Consider the following 20,272-nt stretch of genomic DNA (forward strand, 5'->3'; position numbering starts at 1 on the left):
CCGCGGGCTGGTCGTGGAGGCGGTCGATCCGCGAGGCAACGCGTCCGGAGCCGACGCGGCCGCGTTCATCTCGACGCTCCGCTACGACGTTGCCGGTCAGCTGATCGAGGCGAAGTCACCGCCGGTGAAGGTGGAGAAGGCCGGGGAGGCGCGGCAGCAACCGGTGACCACGCGCTTCGGTTACGACACCCTCGGCCGGGGGACGCACGTCGTCGATGCCGAAGGCCGCCTCACCACCTCGGCATTCGACCGTGCCGGACAGCTCACCTCGGTGACGGGCATGCCGTACACGCCGCCCGGCGGCACTGCGGTCACTCCCAAGGCCCTCTACGACATGACAAGGCCGGCCGCCTTACCAAGACGACGAACCCCCGCGGCCAGGTCACCACGATCGAGTACGACGCGCTGGACAACCCCGTCCGGGTCACGGACCCGCCGCCGGCCGCCGGCCAGCCCGCTGGCCAGTGGGTCTCGCACTACGACCTGCTGGGCGAGGAACTGGCCTCCATCGACCCGACTGGAGCCCGTAGCGAGGCCACGTACGACGACCTCGGGCGGCGGATCACCAGTACGGCCGTCGAGCGCAAGCCGACCAATGCGACGTACGTCACCAAGTACGAGTACAACGACGCGAGCGCTCTGACCAAGGTGACCTTGCCCAACAACAAGTCCACCATCTACACGGTCAACGCCGCGTCCGAGGTCGTCACCGAAACAGACCCGGTGACCAACACCTCTACCTTCGACTACGACCTGACCGGCCGTCCTGCCAAGACCACGAACGCCTTGGGCAACTCACTGACCGCCGACTACGACTTGGCTGGCCGCCTGATCGGCCTGAAGAATCAGGACAAGAACGGCGCGACGGTCAAGACTCGCGGTTACGGCTATGACTCGGCGGACAACCTCACCCAGATCACTTCGGGTGAGGGTCACATCACCAAGCGAACCTTCGACGCCACGAACCAGCTCACCCAGCTCGTCGAGCCTGTCTCGGACAGCGAGTCCATCACGACCAGCTTCGGCTACGACGCGTCGGGGGCTCGGACCCGTCTGACCGACGGCCGGGGCAACGCCACCTGGACCACCTACAACTCGCTCGGGCTCATCGAGACCCTCACCGAGCCTTCCACCACGGCTCACCCCGACCTGGCGGACCGCACCTGGACCCACATCTACGACGTCGCGGGCAACGAGACCGCCCTGGTCCAGCCGGGCGGCGTGCGCCTGGACAGGGAATTCGACCTGCTGGACCGTGTCACCAAGGTCAGCGGCTCGGGCGCAGGCGTCGTCGCAGAGGACAAGACATACGACTACGACCTGGCCGACCGCGTCACCAAGATGAACGACCAGACGCTGGAGTACAACGACCGGAGCCTCCTGACCAAGCTCTCCGGACCCTCCGGCCAGACGAGCGCGTTCGCCTGCGACCCGCTGGGCAACCCCACCCAGCGGATCGACGCCAGCGGCACCACGACGTACACCTGGGACGACGACAACCGCCTCAGGACGGTCACCGATCCGGTCAGCGGCCGCACCAACACCTATGACTACGACAAGGCCGACCGCCTCAGCACCATCACGTCCACCAACCCGGTCAACACCCAGGTCTACACGTACGACGCCGTGGACCGCGTGGCCACCCACACGCTGAAGAACAGCACCGGCGGCCAGTTAGCCAAGATCACGTATGGCTGGGACAAGGACGACAACCTCACCTCCAAGATCACGGAAGGTACGGCGGGAGCCGGCAGCAACACCTACGGCTACGACCACGCCGGACGCCTCACGTCCTGGAAGGGCCCGGACGGCACCACCACCAGCTACGGATGGGACGCCTCCGGAAACCGCATCAAGGCCGGGGACAAGACCTACACCTACGACGAACGCAACCGCCTCACCTCCGGCGACGGCACCGACTACACCTACACGCCGCGCGGCACGCTCGCCACGGAGACCAAGAACGGCAACACGAGGCACCTGACCTTCGACGCCTTCGACCGGCTCATCAACGACGGCGACGCCACGTACACCTACGACGCCTTCGACCGCATGGCCACCCGCCAGACCCGGAGCGCGGAGCAACGCTTCGTCTACGCCGGCCTGGACAACGACATCGTCGCCACCACCGACCAGGCGGGCGCCGTCCAGGCGAAGTACGGCCGAGACCCCTTCGGCGGCCTGGTCAGCATCATGGAGGGCGCCGACCCTGCTCTGGGCGCCTTCACGGACATCCACGACGACCTGGTCGGCACCTTCTCGGGTACGGCGCTGTCCGGCTCGACCGCGTACAACCCGGACGGCGAGGTCGTGGCCCAGACCGGAAGCAAGTCGGCTCTCGGGTACCAGGGCGAGTACACGGACCCGGACACCGGCAAGGTCAACATGCATGCCCGGTGGTACCAGCCGGGTACCGGTACGTTCGCGTCACGCGACACTGTCAGCCTCATTCCGGATCCATCAGTACGGGGAAATCGCTACACCTATGGAAACGCCAACCCCCTTGCTCATAGTGATCCATCAGGACATTCACCGGTACGCGGTTGTTATAAATTCGCAAAAAACGTTTTGGGTGCGTTTATTGCAGTTGGCTGTGATGTCGTAGTCGACGCCAAGCCGGTCACCCGAGACGATGTATGCAGAGACGGCGCCGGGCGACCTATGAGTTGCGCCGGACCGCCCCAGGGTGACCGGTGCGCAGAAATTCAGCAACAGGTGTTCCAATAAAAAAGTCGATCCCTGTGCTGAGTTCAGTAATAGGTGCCCCGCCAAGCATCCCAGTGCCAAGCAGCCGACGGGCAAGGAGCCCACCGGCAAGCAGCCGACAGGAAAGCAGCCGACGGGCAAGGAACCCACCGGCAAGCAGCCGAAGGGGAAGCAGCCCACCGCCAAGCAGCCTACTAAGCAGCCCACTACCAAGCAGCCCACTACCAAGCAGCCCGACTTCAAGTGGGGGCCGAAAGCACCCAATCACAACTGCGGCAAAAAATGCATGATCGACGGTAACTCTGCACTTGAGGACGTAGTTGTCCCAATTATTGTCATTGGCATAGAATCGATCGCTCCTCTATATGGAATAGCGGTTGAGTCGGCTGTTGCCGTAACCAGTGTCGCAACGACTGTAGGTACCGTTGTCGATGCTGTTATCTCTGATACAACAGACGCAGAGCCTCCGCCGCCTCCCACATTCGATTGCTCGCCCAATAGTTTCGCCCCCGGCACCAAGGTCCTCATGGCCGATGGCGGCAGCAAGCCAATTGAAGATGTCAAAATTGGTGAGCAGGTCGTTGCCGCCGACCCTTCTACAGGCCAAGTCGAATCGAGGCCCGTCACGGCGCTTATCGTGGGGCAAGGATCAAAGCAACTCGTTAAGCTGACGATTGCCATTGACTCCAACCATGGCGACAAGACGGGAATGATCACCGCTACGGATAATCACCCGTTCTGGGTGCCGGCGCTCCATCTGTGGGTTCGTGCCGATCAGTTGCGGCCTGGTATGTGGCTGAAAACCTCGGCCGGCACATACGTGCAGATTTCTGCGATCAAGAAATGGACCGCTGCTCAGCGTGTTCACAACCTGACTATTGACGGCCTGCACACTTACCATGTCCTCGCGGGCGACCAGGCAGTTCTCGTTCATAACACCACGCCCGGGTGTGGTGACCCGCTCCGCGACTACGCGGACAAGATGCGAAACAACCCGAGAGCGAAGTTTGCATCTGAATATACTTCTCGTTCGGGAGTCAAGTATTATGGCAGCAACCGCCATGGACAGCAGGCGGATGGGCCGCTGTCGGACGCGATCAAGGAGACGAATCATCATGGAGGCTGCGCCGAGATCCAATGCCTGATCAAGGCGCAGAAAGAAGAGGGACCTGATGCGATCACGGGTGGTACCATGCGTACTCTGCGGTCGCGAAATGAACTGTCGCAAAGAGCGGAACTGCATGGCACTCCAGGTCAGCCGTGTGGTCGTTGTCAATCCCTTCTGGAACGCCTGCACATCGACTACTGAGGAATAAATGCCTGAAATTCGATTCGATGGGATGCATCACGATGTGCTGGCGGCGATCAGGGCGTCAGGATGGGAGCGCGGGAGAAAAGTGGACGCCGCTCCATGGGTTGTTCCTCTGGTGGGCGAGGGTTACCGCGTCACTGCGCTCGCCGAGGAAGTTCTCTCCTCTTTTGGGGGGCTGACGGTTGAGCAAATCAATATTTATGGTCCCAACTTCAGCAACGATGAGCCGTTCAACTTCGATCCGCTATCAGCGGGCTCGGGCCAACGGGAAGTTGCTGAAGAGATAGAGAATATTCTTGGAGGTAGCTACTTTCCTATCGGAGAGTGGCTTAGTCATTCGAGTGTATTTATCGAATCGAGCGGCAGGATGGTAGCTTCTGGGTTGGGTTGGATCTGGGAGTTGGGCGGCACTTTTGAGGCCGGTCTGGAGTTGGCCATCAGGGCGCATCGACCCTTGATATGCTTGTACTCCGATCCGGGCCTTGACCCGTGGCCGCCTCCGATTCTCGACTAATTTCGCAGTCGCCGATCGCGTAAAAATTCGCGGGCCATATTGGCGGCAAGGTGGGCGTAGGGGGCGATCCACGGAGCTGCTCGCGTACGAGGAACCGCCGGACGTGCTGACATGGTGGGCGGACGCACCGATCGCGCATCATTGGATCTCATATGCGGTCACCCACATTGGCAGTACCTCAAGAGGCCGTGGCCCTCCCAGTCCTGACCGGCACCGCGCCTGAAGCCGGATGGAAGACGCGTGTCGGCATGCGGCTGTCCTGCTAGCGCACGGGCAGCCACACCTGGCCGGAGCCGCGGGTCCTGGTCAGCTCCACCCTCCAGCACCCCGGTTTCGGGAACACGAACCCCGTTCCCCACTCCTCGCCCGGTCGTTTCCAGTTGGACCCGCCATGCTCCTCAGGTCCGAACGTTCGGCGAGCCCGCGTGCCGTCCGGCAGCGTGGCGGCAACCGTCAGCGGCCCTTCGCCGGTCATGCGCCACACGATCTTCACCTCACGTCCCTTCCGGAACGGCACCGGCGCGAACAGCAACCCCCACACCTCGGCGTCCCGCCCCTCGCCCCGCACCTCCGGAAGCCCATCGCCGGACGTCTGGACCGGCATCCCATGACACCCCTTTGCCGCCCCTGCGACGGCCGGGCTGGCTCCGTCGCTCGCTCCGGGCGTCGTAGCCGCCTCGTCACTTGCCCTTGGGGTCGCCGCGGCGCCGTCGCTGCCTCGGGGGGTCGCTTTCTCGCTCGAACCGGGGGTCGTCGTGGGGGCGGTCGCCGGCGTCGCCGGGTCTCGCCCTGCACCGCCCGCCCTGTCGACTCCGCCGGCCGTGCATCCTGCCGCCAGCAGCAGGAGCGCCGCTCCCATCGTCGTCCATCTCATGAGGCCTCCTCGATCGCTCACGTCCCATACACCGGGAGGCGGCAGGAGGTTCCCGACACGATTTATGATCGTAAGAGGAAGTAAAGGATCACGCCCAGGGCGACGAGCCAGAAAATTGCTCCTATTGCCCCTATGACCAGGCATCCGGCCACCACGGTGCGTTTTCTTCCTCGGTCGCCCCATTCCTGGCGACCGTGGTCCGGGTCCATGGCATGAGGCTACGCCGGTGGCTTTTGGCGTCGTGGTGCCAATGCCGGTGACCGTCGGCCGTAATTGCGTCGCGGTGCCGAACGGCTTCAGGGATGAATGCCCTTGAGGGGTTCGGTCCGGTGCCGGTCCGAGGGTGCTCGGACCGGCACCGCGCGATTAGTCCTGCAGTTCCTCGGCATCGTCCGTCGCGTACAGCGCGGCGGCGTCGTCCGTCTCGTCCAGTGCCGCGGCGTTGTCGGTCTCGGTCTGGATGTTCTCCCACCAGTACGGGCGCCAGCCGATCGCGGGGTCCTTGCACCTTTCCGAGGAGTAGGACCCGGACACCACTTCGTCGTTGACGGAGTACACCCAGGTGGAGGTGGTGCGTGAGGACGCGCTGCACTCGATCCCGATGCCGTCGTCCCCGTGCGTGGCGGCGGCGGCCGGACCCGCCACCGCCCCGGCCAGCGCGAAGGCGGCGATCATAGGCCCGCCGGCGGCGATGAGGCTTCTCATGGTTCCCCCTGTTACCACGAAGTGATGATGCTTGATCACTGTATGTAGCGGCCGAAAGGGTTGCCGAGAGCGCCACGCCGATTGTCCGGCTAATGTGGCAGTGAAGCTGACCGCCCGATTTCGGGGGGCAGCGCGGTGGCGACGACCGTTCTTCGTGGGGCCGTCGCCACCGCCTCGTGCGACTGGTTCTGCTTCGGACCGTCACCGTCCGTGCCCAGGTCCTTGCAGATGGCCCGGTCTCCCGTCAGGAGGCCAAGGTCTCCAGGACCTGTTCGCCGTACTTGGCGAGTTTGTTCTCGCCGACCCCGCTGACCTTCCCGAGCTCCGCCAGCGAGGACGGCCCCAGGGTGGCGATCTCGCGCAGCGTGGCGTCGTGGAAGATGACGTAGGCCGGGACGCCCTGCTCCTTGGCCGTGGCGGCGCGCCAGGCGCGGAGGCGTTCGAAGACCGGGGCCGCCTCGGCCGGAAGCTCCACCACCGGACGCGAGGAGCCGCCGCCGGAGGTCCTGGTGCGGGCGGGGCGTTGGGCGTCGCGGCGCAGGTGGACCTCCCGCTGGCCGCGCAGCACGTCGGCGCTGGCGTCGGTGAGGACGAGCGCGCCGTGGGCCGGCTCCACGGCCAGCAGCCCTTGTGCCAGGAGTTGGCGCACCACTCCGTGCCACTCGGTGTTGCCGAGCTCCTCCCCGACGCCGAACACCGTCAGCGAGTCGTGGCCGTGCTGCAGCACCTTGGCCGTCTTCTTGCCGAGCAGGATGTCGACGATCTGGCCCACGCCGAACTTCTGCCGCCGCTCGCGCGCGAGCCGGAGGACCGTGGACAGCACCTTCTGCGCGGGGACCGTGGCGTCCCAGGACTCCGGCGGGGCCAGGCAGGTGTCGCAGTTGCCGCAGGGCTCGTCGAGGCGCTGGCCGAAGTAGTCGAGGAGCATGGCGCGGCGGCAGCCGGCGGTCTCGCACAGGGCGAGCATCGCGTCGAGGTGGAGGACCTGGCGCCGCCGGTGTGCCTCGTCGCCCTCCAGCGCCAGTCGCCGGTGCTGGACGACGTCCTGCAGGCCGTAGGCCATCCAGGCGGTGGCGGGCAGGCCGTCGCGCCCGGCGCGGCCGGTCTCCTGGTAGTAGCCCTCGACGGACTTGGGCAGGTCGAGGTGGGCGACGAAGCGCACGTCAGGCTTGTCGATGCCCATGCCGAACGCGATCGTGGCCACCACGATCAGCCCGTCCTCCCGCAGGAAGCGGGCCTGGTGGGCGGCGCGGGTGGGGGCGTCGAGGCCCGCGTGGTACGGCACGGCCGGAATGCCGTTGTCGGCCAGGAACTCGGCGGTCTTCTCCACCGAGGAGCGCGACATGCAGTAGACGATGCCCGCGTCGCCCGGGTGCTCGGTGCGCAGGAACTCCAGCAGCTGCCGCTTCGGCTCGCTCTTGCCCGTGATGCGGTACTGGATGTTGGGGCGGTCGAACCCGGCCACGAAGTGCCTGGCCTGGTCGAGGCCCAGCCGGGAGGAGATCTCGGCGTGCGTGGCCGGGGTGGCGGTCGCGGTCAGCGCGATGCGCGGCACCTCGGGCCAGCGCTCGTGCAGCCCGGACAGCGCGAGGTAGTCGGGCCGGAAGTCGTGGCCCCACTGGGACACGCAGTGCGCCTCGTCGATGGCGAACAGCGAGATGTCGCCCTTGCCCAGCAGCCGCAGGGTCGAGTCGGTCCGCAGCCGCTCGGGCGCGAGATAGAGCAGATCGAGCTCGCCGGCCAGGAACGCGGCCTCGACCGCCTGCCGTTCGTCGAAGCCCTGCGTCGAGTTGAGGAACCCCGCGCGCACGCCGAGCGCTCTCAGCGCGTCCACCTGGTCCTGCATGAGCGCGATCAGCGGCGAGATCACCACGCCGACCCCGGGCCGCACGAGTGCCGGGATCTGGTAGCACAGCGACTTGCCGCCGCCGGTCGGCATGAGGACGAGCGCGTCGCCGCCCTTCACGACGTGCTCGATGATCTCCTGCTGGCCTTCGCGGAAGGAGTCGTAGCCGAACACCCGGTTCAGGACCTCGATGGGGGTATCCATGCGGCTACCTTACGTGTTCGCCGGACCTCCGGCGCCGTGTTCGCCAACGGCGATCCTAGGCGAATCCCTCGGGCTCACCGGTGATGACCCGGCCGGGACGGGCAAGCGTGCAGATCATGAGCGTTTCGTACGTGGTGACCGGTGGAGGGCGTGGCATCGGCAGGGTGGCGTCGCCGGCCGAGGTCGCCGGCGCCGTGGCGTACGTGCTGGGGGACGACTCGGGGTTCGTCAGCGGCGTGACGCTGCCCGTGGACGGCGGCCGGTCGGTGCTCGGTCTCGACCCCGAAGGGCAGGACCGAGACCGGCTCGAACGGCGGGAATGAAAACCGTTGTCATCAAGTTGGAGGGGGCATGAAGAAGAACCTGCACCCGTCGTACCGCCCCGTCGTCTTCCGTGACCCGAGCGCGGGGGTCGCCTTCCTCACCCGGTCCACCGTGACCAGCGCGAAGACCGTCGAGTGGGAGGACGGCCGCACGTACCCGGTCGTCGACGTGGACGTCTCCTCCGCGAGCCACCCGTTCTACACCGGGCGCGGGCGGATCGTCGACACCGCCGGACGCGTCGAGCGCTTCCAGCAGCGGTACGGCAAGCGCTGACTCGAACAGACTGACGAATCCGCTTCGAACGGACCTGGTCGCATGCCCCCATTACCAGTGGGTACAAAGCCTTCACCGGCGTGGGAGCAGGGTGATCGCGATGAGTCTCTCAGGAAAGGAACGCCGCATCCTCGCGGAAATCGAGTACGCCCTGGCCTTGGAGGACCCGGACCTGGCCAGGCGCGTCGCGGCGATCAACAGCATCGAATCAGGCGACGAAGGGTACATGCGGCCGTACGGGGATCGGGCGCGGGTCTGGGTGACACGGCATGTATGGCTCATCGTGTCGGCCGTGGTGCTCGTGGTGGCGCTGCTCACCCTGGCCGTACTCCTCGCCTGACCGCCCGTCCGGCACTCCTGGGCCTCGTGCGGCCCAGGAGGCGGCAACGGCCCTCGAAAGGGCCCCACGAAACGGCTCTCCGAACGGCCCAGTAGGCAACGGCCCAGTAGGCAGGCGACGCGAAAGTCAGCGGCGCCGCTTCAGGACCACGAGGTCGATCGCCGCGATGACCGCCACCGCGGCTGCGATCGCCGCCTCCCAGACCCACACCTCGTCGCCCGTGTTCATCGCGCGGACGGCGAAGAACACGGCCGCCGCGATGCCGATCACCAGCGCCACCATCGACAGTCCCCGCCGCGCGCCCAGCGGGCTGCGCGCGTTCGCCGGCTCGTACCCCGAGCGGTCACGCAACCACATCGTTCCTCCCCCGGGAGATCGCCTGGTCAGGCCAGGCAGCGCAGCTTCGCGGCGAGCCGCGGGTCGAGCCCGTGCCCGGCCGGCAGGCGTCCCACCGTCGCCTGCACGAACTCGGGGTACGACAGTGTCGCGCTCACCCCGTCGGCGTGCGCCCAGATCTGCTCCGCCGTCTGCTCCACCTGGACGTCGGCGTCCTGCTCCGCCAGCGCGAACCGGCCCACCGCCACCCGCCACAGCGTCCGGCCGTCGGCCTCCTCCTCGGAGACGGGTGCGCCGACGTCGTCGGCGTGCGTGGCGTACTCCGAGTCGTAGTGGAACGTCTGCAGCCCCACCGGGTACGGCCCGGCCATGGTGTCGATCAGGTGCTCGGCTCCCAGCTCGCGCATGCGCCGCCGGGTGTCGCCGTTCTGCTCGCGCCACTCCGCCAGGACGTCCCGTACGGGCGTCGACCGGCGCTGCCGTACGGACCACTCGTTGAAGTCGTGGAAACCGTTCACCCCCTCGCGGGCGAGGCGGGCCAGCAGGTTCTGGACGTTGCCGTCGAGGCAGGCGTGGTTGTACAGCTCCTCGCCCGCCAGATGCCCCAGGACGTCCCTGACCGACCACCCCTCGCACTGTGACGGCCGCTCCCACGCCTCGTCGTCCAGCCCCGAGAAGAACCGGTCGAGCCTGGCCGCCTCGGCGTTGAAGATGGCGAACGGATCGAACTCTTTCAGCAGGTCCTCAGCCATATTCCGACGCTACCCGCAGGACGCCGCCTCTCACGGTCGCCCCTCGTCGGACCCCCGAAACGCGGGAGCCCGGCCCCCGTGAAAGGGGCCGGGCTCTCGCTCAGACGTGCTCAGCGGTCGTGAAGACCGGTCGTGCTAGCGGCGCCAGGTGTACACGCGGACGTAGTCCGTGCGGCTGGTGCTGCCGTCGAGCTCGTCGTTGCCGTCGTAGACGGCCTTGAACGTTCCGCTCTTCCAGGCGCGCGTCTTGGCGACGAACTTGCCGCCCCACTTGGTGGTGCCGGAGGCGACCCACTTCCAGCCGCTGGAGCCGTTGGCGCGGTAGTAGACGTTCACCTTCTCGCCGCGGACGCCCTCCCAGCCGTCGTCGTCCACCTGGAGACGGCCGGAGAACCAGATCGACTTGCCCTTGCGGACCTTGTAGGGGTCGGCGCTGAAGCGGGAGACCCGCGTCTCGGCCTTGCCCTCTTCGATCTCGACGCTGAAGACGGCCTCGTCGGTCGCGACGACCTGGCCGTTCTTGAACGCCTGGGCGGTGGCGCGCCACTTGCCCTCGGCGTCGTCGGAATTGAACGGGACGCTGAAGCGCCAGGACTCGACCTGCTTGGCCTCCTGGGCGCGCAGCGTGCGCACGCCGAGGGGCGAGACGCTCAGCTTGACGTTGTCCACGTCGCTGCTGGCGTCGACCTTGAAGAACGCCTCCGTCTCGCCGCCGTCCTTGACGACGACCGGGTTCGGCGTGATGTCCCTGATGTCGACGGTGGAGGCCTTGGTCTTCGCCATGGCGGCGCTGCCACCCGACACGAGCATGGCCCCACCCACGAGGGTGGAGACGATACCTACAGCGATCTTTCTCATGAGGGTGCTGATTCCTCTCCCCGTATCGCTGGAGTCGGCCCGGGAAGCCGACTCGCTTTACTACTTAGAGCCACTGTATGGGGAAAAGGTTGGCTAAAGTTACGGCAAAAATTTGATCACAGCCGCTACCAGGGCAATCACCCGAAAATCCTTTTGGGATAGGCAGACCGACTACAGTCTCGGCCATGACGGACGTCTACACCCTTGGCGAGGCGCTGGGAGTCGTCTCCAGCGGCCGGGTCCGCCACGAGACAGAGGCCCGGCTCGACGTCTGCGGACCCGAGTTCACGCTGGCCGTCGCCCTGGCCAGGCTCGGCCACCGGGCGTGCTTCCTCGGCAAGGTCGGGGCGGACGAGCTGGGGGCGAGAGTCCTCACGGTGCTCAGGGGTGAGGGCGTCGACGTGGCCGACGTACGGGTCAGCGAGGGCGCCCGCACCGGGATGCTCCTCAGGGAGTCGCGCGTGGGCCGGGAGCCACTGGTGACGCACTACCGGGTGGGCTCCGCCGGCTCGGCCCTCACCCCGGGGAACGTGCCGATCGACCGCATCGCCGCCGCCAAGATGCTGCACGTCACCGGTCTGACGGCGGGGCTCGGCCGGGACGCGCTCGAAGCGGTCCGCGCCGCCGTGAGCGCCGCGCGCACCGCCGAGGTGGTGATCTCGTTCGCCGTCCACTACGTCCCGGAGCTGTGGCCCTCGGTACGGGAGGCGGAGGAGGTGCTGAGCGAGCTGGCCTGCGAGTCGCATCTGCTGTTCCTCGCGCAGGACGAGCTGGACCTGGTCAAACCCGCGCTCACGCCCGAGCGCGAGGTCGTGGTGGACCGGGGCATGAAGGGCGCGAGCGTGCGGGCCCACCGGATGCGCTACGACGCGGCGGGGCTCCAGGTGCCGATCGTGGACCCGGCGGGCTCGGGCGACGCGTTCGTGGCCGGGTACATCAGCGCGGCGCTGGAGGGGCTGACGCCGCAGGAGCGGCTGCACCGCGGCACGGTGCTGAGCGCCGCGGCCGTGAGCAGCGCCAGCGACTGGCAGGGCCTCCCGACACGCGCTGACCTCTGACGGCCGCGGTCTACGGTGCCTCTACCGGCGCTCGTAGAGGCGGTACGTGGCCAGGATGTTGAGCCGGTGCAGGTCACGGCAGAGGGCGAGCATGCCCTGCTGCGCGGGCCCCGGAGGCACCGGGTAACGGGCGAGGGCGGCCGCCAGGCCGGGGTCGAGGGCTTCGGCCCACGGATCGGTGCACGCCGCGAGGGTCTCCTCCAGGCTGCGACCCGCCTTCACACTCTCCAGGACCTCCTCGTGCAGCCGCTCCAGGTAGCCGATGAGGGCGTCCACCGCCGCCGGCCCGTCTCCCATCGGGCCATGACCGGGGACGACGGTCTCCAGTTCGGGCAGGGCCTCCCGCATCCTGCGCAGCGAGCCCAGGTACGGCTCGGGGCCACCCTGGAGCAGCATGTGCGCCGTGCCGGCATGGCAGAGGAAGTTGCCGGTCCAGGCGGTGCGGGCGTCGGGCACGTACGCGATGGTGTCGCCCGGCCCGTTGCCCGGGCCGAAGTGATGGAGTTGGACGACCCGTCCGCCGAGGTCGATCTCGGCAAAGGAGTCGAACGTCAGATCCGGCCTGCGCCAGAAGGTGATCTCGTCCAGCAGGGCGGCGTCGCCGTACATGTTGGCCGACCGGGTCTGCTTCTCGTACGCCAGGTCGGTCATGTTCGCCCTGTTGGCTCTGGAGGAGACGATCACGACCTCGTCGGGGAACGCGGCGTTGCCGAAGGTGTGGTCGCCGTGGTACGTCGTGTTGACCAGGTAGCGGAGCGGCCGGTCACTGAGGCCGGCGGTGGCGGCCTGGATCCTGGCTGACACGTCGGCGGTGATCCCGGCGTCGATCACCAGCGCGGCGTCCCGCCCCACGACCACCCCGTTGTTGTCCTTCGGCGGCAGGTTGGCCATGAGCGCCCATACTCCCTGCGTGAGCTCGTGCGGCAGCAGCTCCAGACCCACCGGCGACAGGTTCGGCCCGCCGTAGCCCTGGGGCCGCTCGGCGATCTCGCGCTCCGGGATGTGTGACATGGACATCTCGATTCCCTTCGTTTCAGATGACTGTGGTGTGCGCGTCGGCGGCCGATCACATGGAGACGGCGACCGGCCGGGCGTCCGGAGCGGCGGCCGGCTGAGGACGAGAGGCCGTCCAGAGCCGGTGCACGAGGATCGGGCCGATGATCCAGTAGCCGAGCGAGGTGACGATGCCGGGGAAGCCGAGATCACCCGAGACCAGGTCGTAGATCGGGTGACCGATCGCATTGCCCATCGCCCCCATGATCGCGAAGAACCAGGCGATGAGCAGCGGCACCCGCCAGCCGCGGTAGATGGCGAGCGCGCCCATGGCGAAGGCCGCGTACGAGATCATGTTGATCCAGACGAACAAGGGGAGCGACATGGCCTGCGCGCCGAAGACCTCGGTCGGCCAGCGCTCGTTGAACCCGTTCATGAACTCCTCTCCGAAGTGCAGGAACTGCCAGGCCAGGCCGATCAGGTAGATCGGCAGCACCCGGGAGGCGTCGGGGAGCCGGCGGTCGGTGGTGGCGAGGTGGCAGCCGTAGGCGATCACCATCGCCGGGATGAAGGTCAGCCACAGCGCTGGTCCGGGCGACAGGTAGGCGAACAGCACGATCAGGGCGGCGGCCATGACGCCGGCGGCAACAGTGGATCGGTGACGGGTCATCGAGGACTCCTCATGAGGTGGGTGGTGATGGTGTTGAGCTCGATCGGCTCGTCCTCGCCGACCACGACGGTGCCGCCGAGGCCGGCGAGGCGGCGGCCGTAGGTGCAGGTGGGCGCCAGGACGAAGGTCATGCCGGGGAGGAGGGGCAGGTCGGAGCCGATGGTGGGCTGCTCGGTGAGCAGCCCGTAGCGCGCGGTCTCCGGCAGCAGGCCGGGCCCGGCCCCGGACCCGCACGCCGGTCCGCGGGGATTGACGGCGTGCACGAGTGGATGCGCGTACCAGCCGCCCGTTTCCTGGAGCGGCTGCTTCATCGCGGTCACGACCTGGCCGAACGTGTGTCCGGCACGCAGGACCGCCAGCCCCGCCTCATAGGAGGCGCGGGCCGTCCTCGCCGCCGACTCAAGCTCGGGGTGGAGGTCACCGACCGCGATGGCCACCCGTTGCCGGGCCTCGCGCATGCCGTACGAGCAGAAGATCTCGGCCAGCACCAGGTCGCCTTCCTCCAGCACGCGCGGCGCCTGCGGCCGGTACGACCACGCGGGCCGGCCGCAGGAGACGAACTCCTTGCCCGAGACGATCGACATGCCCGGCGCCGCGGCGCCCCGCCGCAGGGATTCGGCCATGCCCGCCGCGTACACCGACGCCTCGGTCACACCAGGTCGTACCGCCCGCAGCATGGCCCCTGCCATCGCCTCGCCCATGGCGGCCGCGTGATCGATCGCCGCGAGCTCCTCAGCCGACTGAACCAGCGCGCGTTTCACGAACCCCGCCTCCACCGGCTTGAAGGTGAGCTGGGGGAGCTGCTGGAGCACCGAGGACCACAACGTGTACGGCATGAGCGGATCGGTGTGGAAAGGCGGGAAGGACTCCAGACCGAGCACGCCGATCGCCGACCTGGTGAGCCCATGAGCGCGGAGCACGTCGGCCACACCCTGCGCGTGCTTGGCGACGAGCACGTTCTCCGGCCCGATCCACAGCGCGTCGCCGCGCGCGCTCGCATCGAGGTGGTCGCCGACGTGCGCGGGCGAGCGGACCAGTGCGATGGGCTCGCCGGTGCGCGGGAAGACGACGATGGCGCCGGGACGGTCGTTGGTGAAGAACGCATCGGGCGCCCACTCCGCCGGCCCGTCGCTCTCGCGCCCGCCGTGGACGACGAGCGCGTCGACGCCCTCGGCGTCCATGAGCTCCCGGCCGAGGTCCCAGCGCCGGTCCCGTTCCGCCGTGGAGTAGGTGGGAAGGTCCATGCCGATGACGCTAGGACTGCGCCACGTGGCCGGAATCTGCCATCTGACCGGTCATCCCGAAGGGGATATAGGTAAGGGCATCAATAGGATCGTCCCGTGCTGTACGGGCGTGACGCTGAGATCGGGCGGATAGACCGTTTGCTGGCAGAGGCCCACGACGGCCGAAGCGGCGTTCTGGTGGTCCGCGGCGTGGCGGGGATCGGTAAGTCCGCGCTCCTCGGTCACGCGGCGCGGACGGCCTCCTCCATGGGGATGCGGACGTTGCGCGGCGTGGGCATCGAGAGCGAGACGGAGCTGGTGTTCGCCGCACTCCACCTGCTGCTGCGTTCCGGGCTGGACCGCCTCGACCGCCTCCCCGCTCCGCAGGCGGACGCGCTCAGGGGAGCGTTCGGGCTGGCCCCTTCCAGCGCGGCCGACCGCTTCCTGGTCGGTCTAGGCGCCCTGACCCTGCTGTCCGAGCTCGCCGGCGACGGGCCTCTGTTGTGCCTGGTCGACGATGCCCAGTGGCTGGATCGGTCCTCGGCCGACGCCTTGGTCTTCGCCGCCAGGCGGCTGGAGGCGGAAGGGGTGGCGCTGATCCTGTCGGTGCGGGACGGCGCTCACGAATTCCGGCCGTCCGGGCTGCCCGAGATGCGGCTCGGCGGCCTCGGCCCGGAGGCCGCGGCCGCCCTGCTGGGCGACACCGCCGATACGCTGGCGCCGCACGTCAGGGACCGCATCCTCGCCGAGAGCGAGGGAAACCCGCTCGCGCTCATCGAGCTGCCCGCGGCGCTCACGCACGAACAGCGGGCGGGGCATGTCGCCCCGCTGGCCTACCACCTGGGCCCCCTCCCGCTCACCGGCCGGATGCAGGAAGCCTTCCAGGCGCAGATCCACGCCCTTCCGGAGCCTGCCCAGACCTTACTGCTCGTGGCCGCCGCTGAGAGCACCGGCGATCTCGCCGTCATCCTCAGGGCCGCGCAGCGGCTGGGGGCCGGCCCCGACGCCGTCGAGCCGGGGGAGCGGGCCGGGCTCATCCGCGTCGGCGAGGGGCTCGCCTTCCGGCACCCGTTGATCAGGGCGGCCGCCTACCAAGGAGCACCCTTCACCAGGCGCCTGGCCGCGCACCGGGCCCTGGCCGCCGCCGACGCTGACGCCGACGCGCGAGCCTGGCATCTCGCCGCCGCCTGCACCGAACCCGACGAAGCCGTCGCCGTCGAGCTGGAGCACGCGGCAGAGCGGGCCAGGAGCAGAAGCGGCCACGCCGCCACGGCCGCGGCCTACCAGCGCGCGGCCCAGCTCACCCCGGACCCACCGCACCAGGTGCGCCGGCTGATCAGCGCGGCCGAGGCGGCGATGGACGCCGGTCAGCTCCTGCGGTCCCGCGCGCTGGCCGACCGCGCCGCCAAACTCACCGACGATCCGCGCGAGCACGCCAGGCTCGCAGGGGTACGCGCGGCCGTCGAATTCGAACAGGGCTCACCGCGCGTCGCGCACGGCATCCTCACGACCGCCGCCGCGCCCATCTCGGCCGCGGACCCGACAATGGCCGCGTCCATGCTGCTCGAAGCCGTACGCGATGCCTGGTTCGCCGGCGCGCCCGACCTGGCCGAGCAGGCCATCGATCGCGTCATCAGCCTGGCCCTGCCGTCCGGTCACCCCCTCCAACCGGTCATCTCCGGGATGACCGGACTGGCCGCCCTGCTGGCGGGCGACGCCGCCCGCGGGCTGGTGCCCATCCACGCGGCGCTCGCCGACGCCAGGCGATCCCCGCCTGCCGGACCCGGGGAACGGCTCATCATCGCGTCGATGGCCTTCATGGTGGGCGACGACGAGACGTCCAGGGATCTGGCCGCCCGCCTGGTCGACGACTGCCGGGCCCAGGCGATGATCGGCTGGCTGCCGCACGCCCTGCAGAACCTCGCCAGCAGCCAGCTGTACCTCGGCCGATTCCAGGACGCGAAGGCGTCGGCCACCGAAGCCGTGCGCATCGCCGACGACACCGGGCAGCAGCATCGGGTCGATCACCTGCAAGGTGTGCTCGCCTGGCTCGCCGCGGTCTCCGGCGACGATCTCGCCTGCGAACGGCTCACGAGCCAGGTCCGTGCGCACGCAACGGACCACGGCAACGTGTCGAGCCTCGCGTGGGCGGTCTGGGCGCGGAGCCTGCTCGCCCTCGGACAGGGCAGGACGCAGGCGGCCCTGGACCAGTTGGAGGCCGGCATCACCGGCACCGTCCGCCACCAGCTCACGACCACCCTGTTCGTGCCGGACCTGGTGGAGGCGGCGGTCAGGTGCGAGCAGGCCGAACGGGCCAGGGCGCCGCTCGCCAGGTTCGACGAATGGGCCACCGCCACCAGGCAGCCCTGGGCACGCGCGGTCGCCCTGCGCTGCAGAGCGCTGATCGCCGTAGGCGACGAGGAGACGGAAAGCCGCTACGCGGAGGCCATCGGCCTGCACCTGAACGGAGGACGGCCGTTCGAGGAAGCCCGCACGAGACTCCTGTTCGGCGAATGGCTTCGCAGAAGCCGGCGCAAGGCCGAAGCCAGGATCCATCTCAGGCAGGCGCTGGAAACATTCGAACGCGCAGGCGCCGACCCCTGGGCGACCCGCGCCCGCGCCGAACTGCGTGCCACGGGGGAGGCGGTCGACGACGCGCGGACGACGGGCCCGGCCGGCCTGCTGACACCGCAGGAGCTGCAGATCGTACGGCTGGCCGCCAGGGGCGCCACGAATCGCGACATCGGCGCGCAGCTCTTCCTGAGCCCGCGCACTGTGGGCTACCACCTGCACAAGGCATTCCCCAAGCTCGGCGTCGCCTCCAGAACCGAGCTGGGCCGGTTCGACCTCGGCGACCAGCACAGCTGATCGCTCGAAGTGTGTGGGCGGCCCGGCCGGGCCGCGGCGTCAGGGGCGGTCCACGGGGCCCCGGGCGAACCGGGTCAGCGGGTCGCGGGCCGAGGCTCCGGCCGGGCGGGGGCGGCGGGCCAGGAGGCCGCCGAGACCGGCCGCCATGATCAGCACCGTCCCGCCCAGTACGAGGGCCCGGCCGTCCGGGCCCGCTTCGCCGCCGCCGCCCGTGTCCGCGCCCGCCTTGGGGACGGTGGACGATCTCTTGCGTGTGCTCTCCGGCTCGGAGGCTTCGGAGGTCTCGTCGGCCTCGGAGGAGGCGGAAGCGTCCGCAGATGAGCTCTCCGAGGAGGAGACGTCGGAGGAGGGGGAGGTGTCGGTGTCCGGGTCCGTGCCGGTGCCCGCGGCGACCGTCAGGGTGTACGCCGACAGCGCCCCCTGGGTGAGCACCTCGCACTCGATCAGGGGATCGTTCTCCCTCGTCCCGATGTTGAGGGCGCCGGGCCGGACGGCGCCGGTGCCCGCGTTCCGTGCCGTGGCCGTCATCTGGACGGAGGCCGGCAGGGGGATGGCCTGACCGGGGGTGATGGTGCCCAGCGGGGCCGTTCCGGTGGCGGAGGTGAGCTGCGGCAGGCCCGAGATCCCGGCGTGCGGGTAGAGGTTGACCCCCGCGGACAGCCCGGCGCTCGGCGCCTTCAGCTCCGCGCCCGCCTCGTACTCGGCGCGCCAGCCGATGGAGAACGGCTGCCCCACCACGGCGGAGGCCGGCATGGTCAGCGTCACCCGGACGCGCACCGTCTGGGCCGGTACGGACTCACCGGAGCAGGAGTACTCGACCACCTCCGCGCTCGCTCCCGCCGCCGGCGGCGAGCCGAGCGGCAGGAAGGCGGCCGCCAGCGCCACCGCCGATGCGGCGAGACGGATCCGAGCCATGGACCCAAGCACCGGCATGACGCTCCCAACGGCCGCGGTTCGACTGGGACCCCAGCATTCCACTCGTTGATCACGGGCAGATTGAGATGCGCGAGGGGGACGGATGGGCATGAACAGACCGAGGAGGCGGTCGCGTGAGGCACGTCATCGAGTTCATCGGCGAGCTCATGGACTTCGCCGGCGTGCTCGTCATCGCCGTGGGCACGCTCGTCGCGAGCGTGGCCTTCGGCCTGAGGTACGTCCGGACGCGTGAGGCGACCGGCCTCTACCCGGTGTTCCGGCAGGGGGTGGGCCGGGCGATCCTGCTCGGCCTGGAGCTGCTGGTGGCGGCCGACATCATCAGGACCGTGGCCGTCTCGCCCACGTTCCAGAGCGTGGGCGTGCTGGCCGTCATCGTGGCGGTGCGGACGTTCCTCAGCTTCTCGCTCCAGGTGGAGCTGGAGGGCCGGCTGCCCTGGCAGCGGGCCGCGCCGCCGTGCGAGCCGTCCCGCTGAGCTCAGGCGGACTCGCGCACCACCAGCTCCGTGGGCAGGATGACCGGGTCGGCCGGGCCCCCCTCGAACAGCCCGAGCAGCAGCCGCACCATCGCCGTCGCCTGCTCCACCACCGGGTGGCGGACCGTCGTCAGCGGCGGCTCGGTGTACTGGGCGGCCTCGATGTCGTCGAAGCCCACCACCGCCACGTCGTCCGGCACCCTGCGGCCCGCCTGCCGCAGCGACTGGAGCGCGCCCACCGCCATCAGGTCGTTGGCCACGAACACCGCGTCGAGACCCGGGTCGTCGCGGAGGAGCTGGCGCATCGCCACCGCGCCCGACTCGCGCGTGAAGTCGCCCACCGCGACGATCGAGCGGCGGTCGGAGTCGCGCAGCACGGTGCGGTACCCGCTCAGCCGGTCCTGGCCGCCGATCATGTCCTGCGGGCCGGCGATCGTGGCGATCCGCCGCCGCCCGAGACCGACCAGGTGGCGGACCGCCAGCTCGGCCCCGCCCACGTTGTCGTTGTCCACGTACGGGATGTCGACGGGCACCGCGGGCCGGCCGTACGAGACGACCGGGACGCGCAGCCGGGACAGCGCGGCCGGGAGCGGGTCGGCGCCGTGCATGGAGATGAGCATGACCCCGTCCACGTGGCCGCCCGAGATGTACCGCTCGACCCGCGCGTGGCTGCTGGCCGAGGAGGCCAGCATGAGCACGACCTGCTTGTTGACCGTCTCCAGCTCGACGCTCGCCGAGCGGATCACCGTCGCGAACAGCGGGTCCTCGGAGAACACCCGGGTCGGCGGCTCCGACACGACGAGCGCCACCGAGTCGGTGCGCTGGGTGACGAGGCTGCGCGCGGCCGGGTTGGGCACGTAGCCCAGCTCGTCGATCGCGCGCAGCACGGCGTCGCGGATGTGCGCCGCCACGGTCGTCTGCCCGTTGACGACGCGGGAGGCGGTGGCGCGGGAGACCCCGGCGCGGGCGGCGACCGCTTCCAGGGTCGGACGCCTCATGTCTGCGCC

Annotated in this window: 20 protein-coding genes and 1 pseudogene; 10 read left to right on the top strand and 11 right to left on the bottom strand. The window is 69.1% G+C overall.

Going from position 1 to position 20,272, the window contains the following annotated elements:
* Nucleotides 1-243: 243 nt before the first annotated feature.
* The 4 genes and pseudogenes from AB0H64_RS25975 to AB0H64_RS25990 form a co-directional block, all read left to right on the top strand.
* A pseudogene (locus AB0H64_RS25975) lies at nt 244-387 on the top strand (hypothetical protein); the annotation flags it as partial.
* Between the two features lie 267 nt (nt 388-654).
* Entirely contained in the window at nt 655-2,727 is a 2,073-nt protein-coding gene (locus AB0H64_RS25980) for an RHS repeat-associated core domain-containing protein (RefSeq protein WP_357629222.1), read from the top strand.
* Nucleotides 2,687-4,015: a Hint domain-containing protein gene (locus tag AB0H64_RS25985; protein ID WP_357629225.1), complete on the top strand. Its 1,329-nt coding sequence runs from the start codon at nt 2,687-2,689 to the stop codon at nt 4,013-4,015. The genes AB0H64_RS25980 and AB0H64_RS25985 overlap by 41 nt, the downstream gene beginning before the upstream one ends.
* A 7-nt stretch (nt 4,016-4,022) precedes the next feature.
* Nucleotides 4,023-4,532: an SUKH-3 domain-containing protein gene (locus AB0H64_RS25990; RefSeq protein ID WP_357629227.1), complete on the top strand. Its 510-nt coding sequence runs from the start codon at nt 4,023-4,025 to the stop codon at nt 4,530-4,532.
* Between the two features lie 262 nt (nt 4,533-4,794).
* Here AB0H64_RS25990 and AB0H64_RS25995 read toward each other — a convergent pair whose 3' ends face one another.
* From AB0H64_RS25995 to recQ, 3 genes are all read right to left on the bottom strand, one after another.
* Nucleotides 4,795-5,136 (bottom strand): hypothetical protein, encoded by a 342-nt coding sequence (locus AB0H64_RS25995; RefSeq protein WP_357629230.1) that lies wholly within the window; start codon nt 5,134-5,136, stop codon nt 4,795-4,797.
* Between the two features lie 636 nt (nt 5,137-5,772).
* Nucleotides 5,773-6,111, bottom strand: a complete 339-nt coding sequence (locus AB0H64_RS26000) for a hypothetical protein (protein WP_357629232.1) — start codon at nt 6,109-6,111, stop codon at nt 5,773-5,775.
* A 244-nt stretch (nt 6,112-6,355) separates the two neighbouring features.
* Nucleotides 6,356-8,161, bottom strand: coding sequence for a DNA helicase RecQ (gene recQ / locus AB0H64_RS26005; protein WP_357629235.1), 1,806 nt, complete (start codon nt 8,159-8,161; stop codon nt 6,356-6,358).
* 116 nt (nt 8,162-8,277) lie between these two features.
* Between recQ and AB0H64_RS26010 the strand changes: the two genes are divergently transcribed.
* From AB0H64_RS26010 to AB0H64_RS26020, 3 genes are all read left to right on the top strand, one after another.
* Entirely contained in the window at nt 8,278-8,484 is a 207-nt protein-coding gene (locus AB0H64_RS26010; RefSeq protein ID WP_357629238.1) for a hypothetical protein, read from the top strand.
* A gap of 28 nt (nt 8,485-8,512) precedes the next feature.
* The gene (locus AB0H64_RS26015) at nt 8,513-8,758 is read left to right on the top strand and encodes a type B 50S ribosomal protein L31 (RefSeq protein WP_357629241.1); all 246 of its coding nucleotides are present in this window, start codon (nt 8,513-8,515) and stop codon (nt 8,756-8,758) included.
* 100 nt (nt 8,759-8,858) lie between these two features.
* Entirely contained in the window at nt 8,859-9,098 is a 240-nt protein-coding gene (locus tag AB0H64_RS26020) for a DUF3040 domain-containing protein (RefSeq protein WP_357629244.1), read from the top strand.
* Between the two features lie 126 nt (nt 9,099-9,224).
* On the opposite strand, the gene AB0H64_RS26025 is transcribed toward AB0H64_RS26020, so the two are convergent.
* The 3 genes from AB0H64_RS26025 to AB0H64_RS26035 all read right to left on the bottom strand — a co-directional run bounded on the left by AB0H64_RS26025 (nt 9,225) and on the right by AB0H64_RS26035 (nt 11,044).
* Nucleotides 9,225-9,455, bottom strand: coding sequence for a DUF6343 family protein (locus AB0H64_RS26025; RefSeq protein ID WP_357629247.1), 231 nt, complete (start codon nt 9,453-9,455; stop codon nt 9,225-9,227).
* A gap of 26 nt (nt 9,456-9,481) precedes the next feature.
* A complete protein-coding gene (locus AB0H64_RS26030; protein WP_357629249.1) occupies nt 9,482-10,186 on the bottom strand; it encodes a maleylpyruvate isomerase family mycothiol-dependent enzyme in 705 nt (234 codons plus the stop codon).
* A gap of 135 nt (nt 10,187-10,321) precedes the next feature.
* Nucleotides 10,322-11,044, bottom strand: a complete 723-nt coding sequence (locus AB0H64_RS26035; protein WP_357629251.1) for a hypothetical protein — start codon at nt 11,042-11,044, stop codon at nt 10,322-10,324.
* Nucleotides 11,045-11,229: 185 nt separating this feature from the next.
* Here AB0H64_RS26035 and AB0H64_RS26040 point away from each other — a divergent pair, with 185 nt between their 5' ends.
* A complete protein-coding gene (locus AB0H64_RS26040) occupies nt 11,230-12,102 on the top strand; it encodes a sugar kinase (protein WP_357629254.1) in 873 nt (290 codons plus the stop codon).
* Nucleotides 12,103-12,123: 21 nt separating this feature from the next.
* Here AB0H64_RS26040 and AB0H64_RS26045 read toward each other — a convergent pair whose 3' ends face one another.
* Genes AB0H64_RS26045 through AB0H64_RS26055 form a run of 3 tightly spaced genes read right to left on the bottom strand, consistent with a single transcriptional unit; the run spans nt 12,124 to nt 15,009 of the window.
* Complete coding sequence (locus AB0H64_RS26045) at nt 12,124-13,119, bottom strand: MBL fold metallo-hydrolase (protein ID WP_357629257.1); 996 nt, start codon at nt 13,117-13,119, stop codon at nt 12,124-12,126.
* A 49-nt stretch (nt 13,120-13,168) separates the two neighbouring features.
* Nucleotides 13,169-13,765 carry a hypothetical protein gene (locus tag AB0H64_RS26050; protein ID WP_357629260.1) on the bottom strand — a complete coding sequence of 199 codons (597 nt, stop codon included), beginning with the start codon at nt 13,763-13,765 and terminating at the stop codon, nt 13,169-13,171.
* Nucleotides 13,762-15,009: a M24 family metallopeptidase gene (locus tag AB0H64_RS26055; RefSeq protein WP_357629262.1), complete on the bottom strand. Its 1,248-nt coding sequence runs from the start codon at nt 15,007-15,009 to the stop codon at nt 13,762-13,764. Before AB0H64_RS26055 ends, AB0H64_RS26050 begins: the two co-directional genes overlap by 4 nt.
* 96 nt (nt 15,010-15,105) lie before the next feature.
* Here AB0H64_RS26055 and AB0H64_RS26060 point away from each other — a divergent pair, with 96 nt between their 5' ends.
* Nucleotides 15,106-17,856: an AAA family ATPase gene (locus AB0H64_RS26060; protein ID WP_357629265.1), complete on the top strand. Its 2,751-nt coding sequence runs from the start codon at nt 15,106-15,108 to the stop codon at nt 17,854-17,856.
* 39 nt (nt 17,857-17,895) lie between these two features.
* Here AB0H64_RS26060 and AB0H64_RS26065 read toward each other — a convergent pair whose 3' ends face one another.
* Nucleotides 17,896-18,771, bottom strand: coding sequence for a hypothetical protein (locus AB0H64_RS26065; protein WP_357629268.1), 876 nt, complete (start codon nt 18,769-18,771; stop codon nt 17,896-17,898).
* A 134-nt stretch (nt 18,772-18,905) separates the two neighbouring features.
* Here AB0H64_RS26065 and AB0H64_RS26070 point away from each other — a divergent pair, with 134 nt between their 5' ends.
* Nucleotides 18,906-19,265, top strand: a complete 360-nt coding sequence (locus AB0H64_RS26070; RefSeq protein ID WP_357629270.1) for a DUF1622 domain-containing protein — start codon at nt 18,906-18,908, stop codon at nt 19,263-19,265.
* 2 nt (nt 19,266-19,267) lie between these two features.
* Here AB0H64_RS26070 and AB0H64_RS26075 read toward each other — a convergent pair whose 3' ends face one another.
* Nucleotides 19,268-20,263, bottom strand: coding sequence for a LacI family DNA-binding transcriptional regulator (locus AB0H64_RS26075; protein ID WP_357629273.1), 996 nt, complete (start codon nt 20,261-20,263; stop codon nt 19,268-19,270).
* Between the last annotated feature and the right edge of the window lie 9 nt (nt 20,264-20,272).

This window comes from Nonomuraea sp. NPDC050733 (assembly GCF_040654215.1).
Taxonomy (GTDB): domain Bacteria; phylum Actinomycetota; class Actinomycetes; order Streptosporangiales; family Streptosporangiaceae; genus Nonomuraea.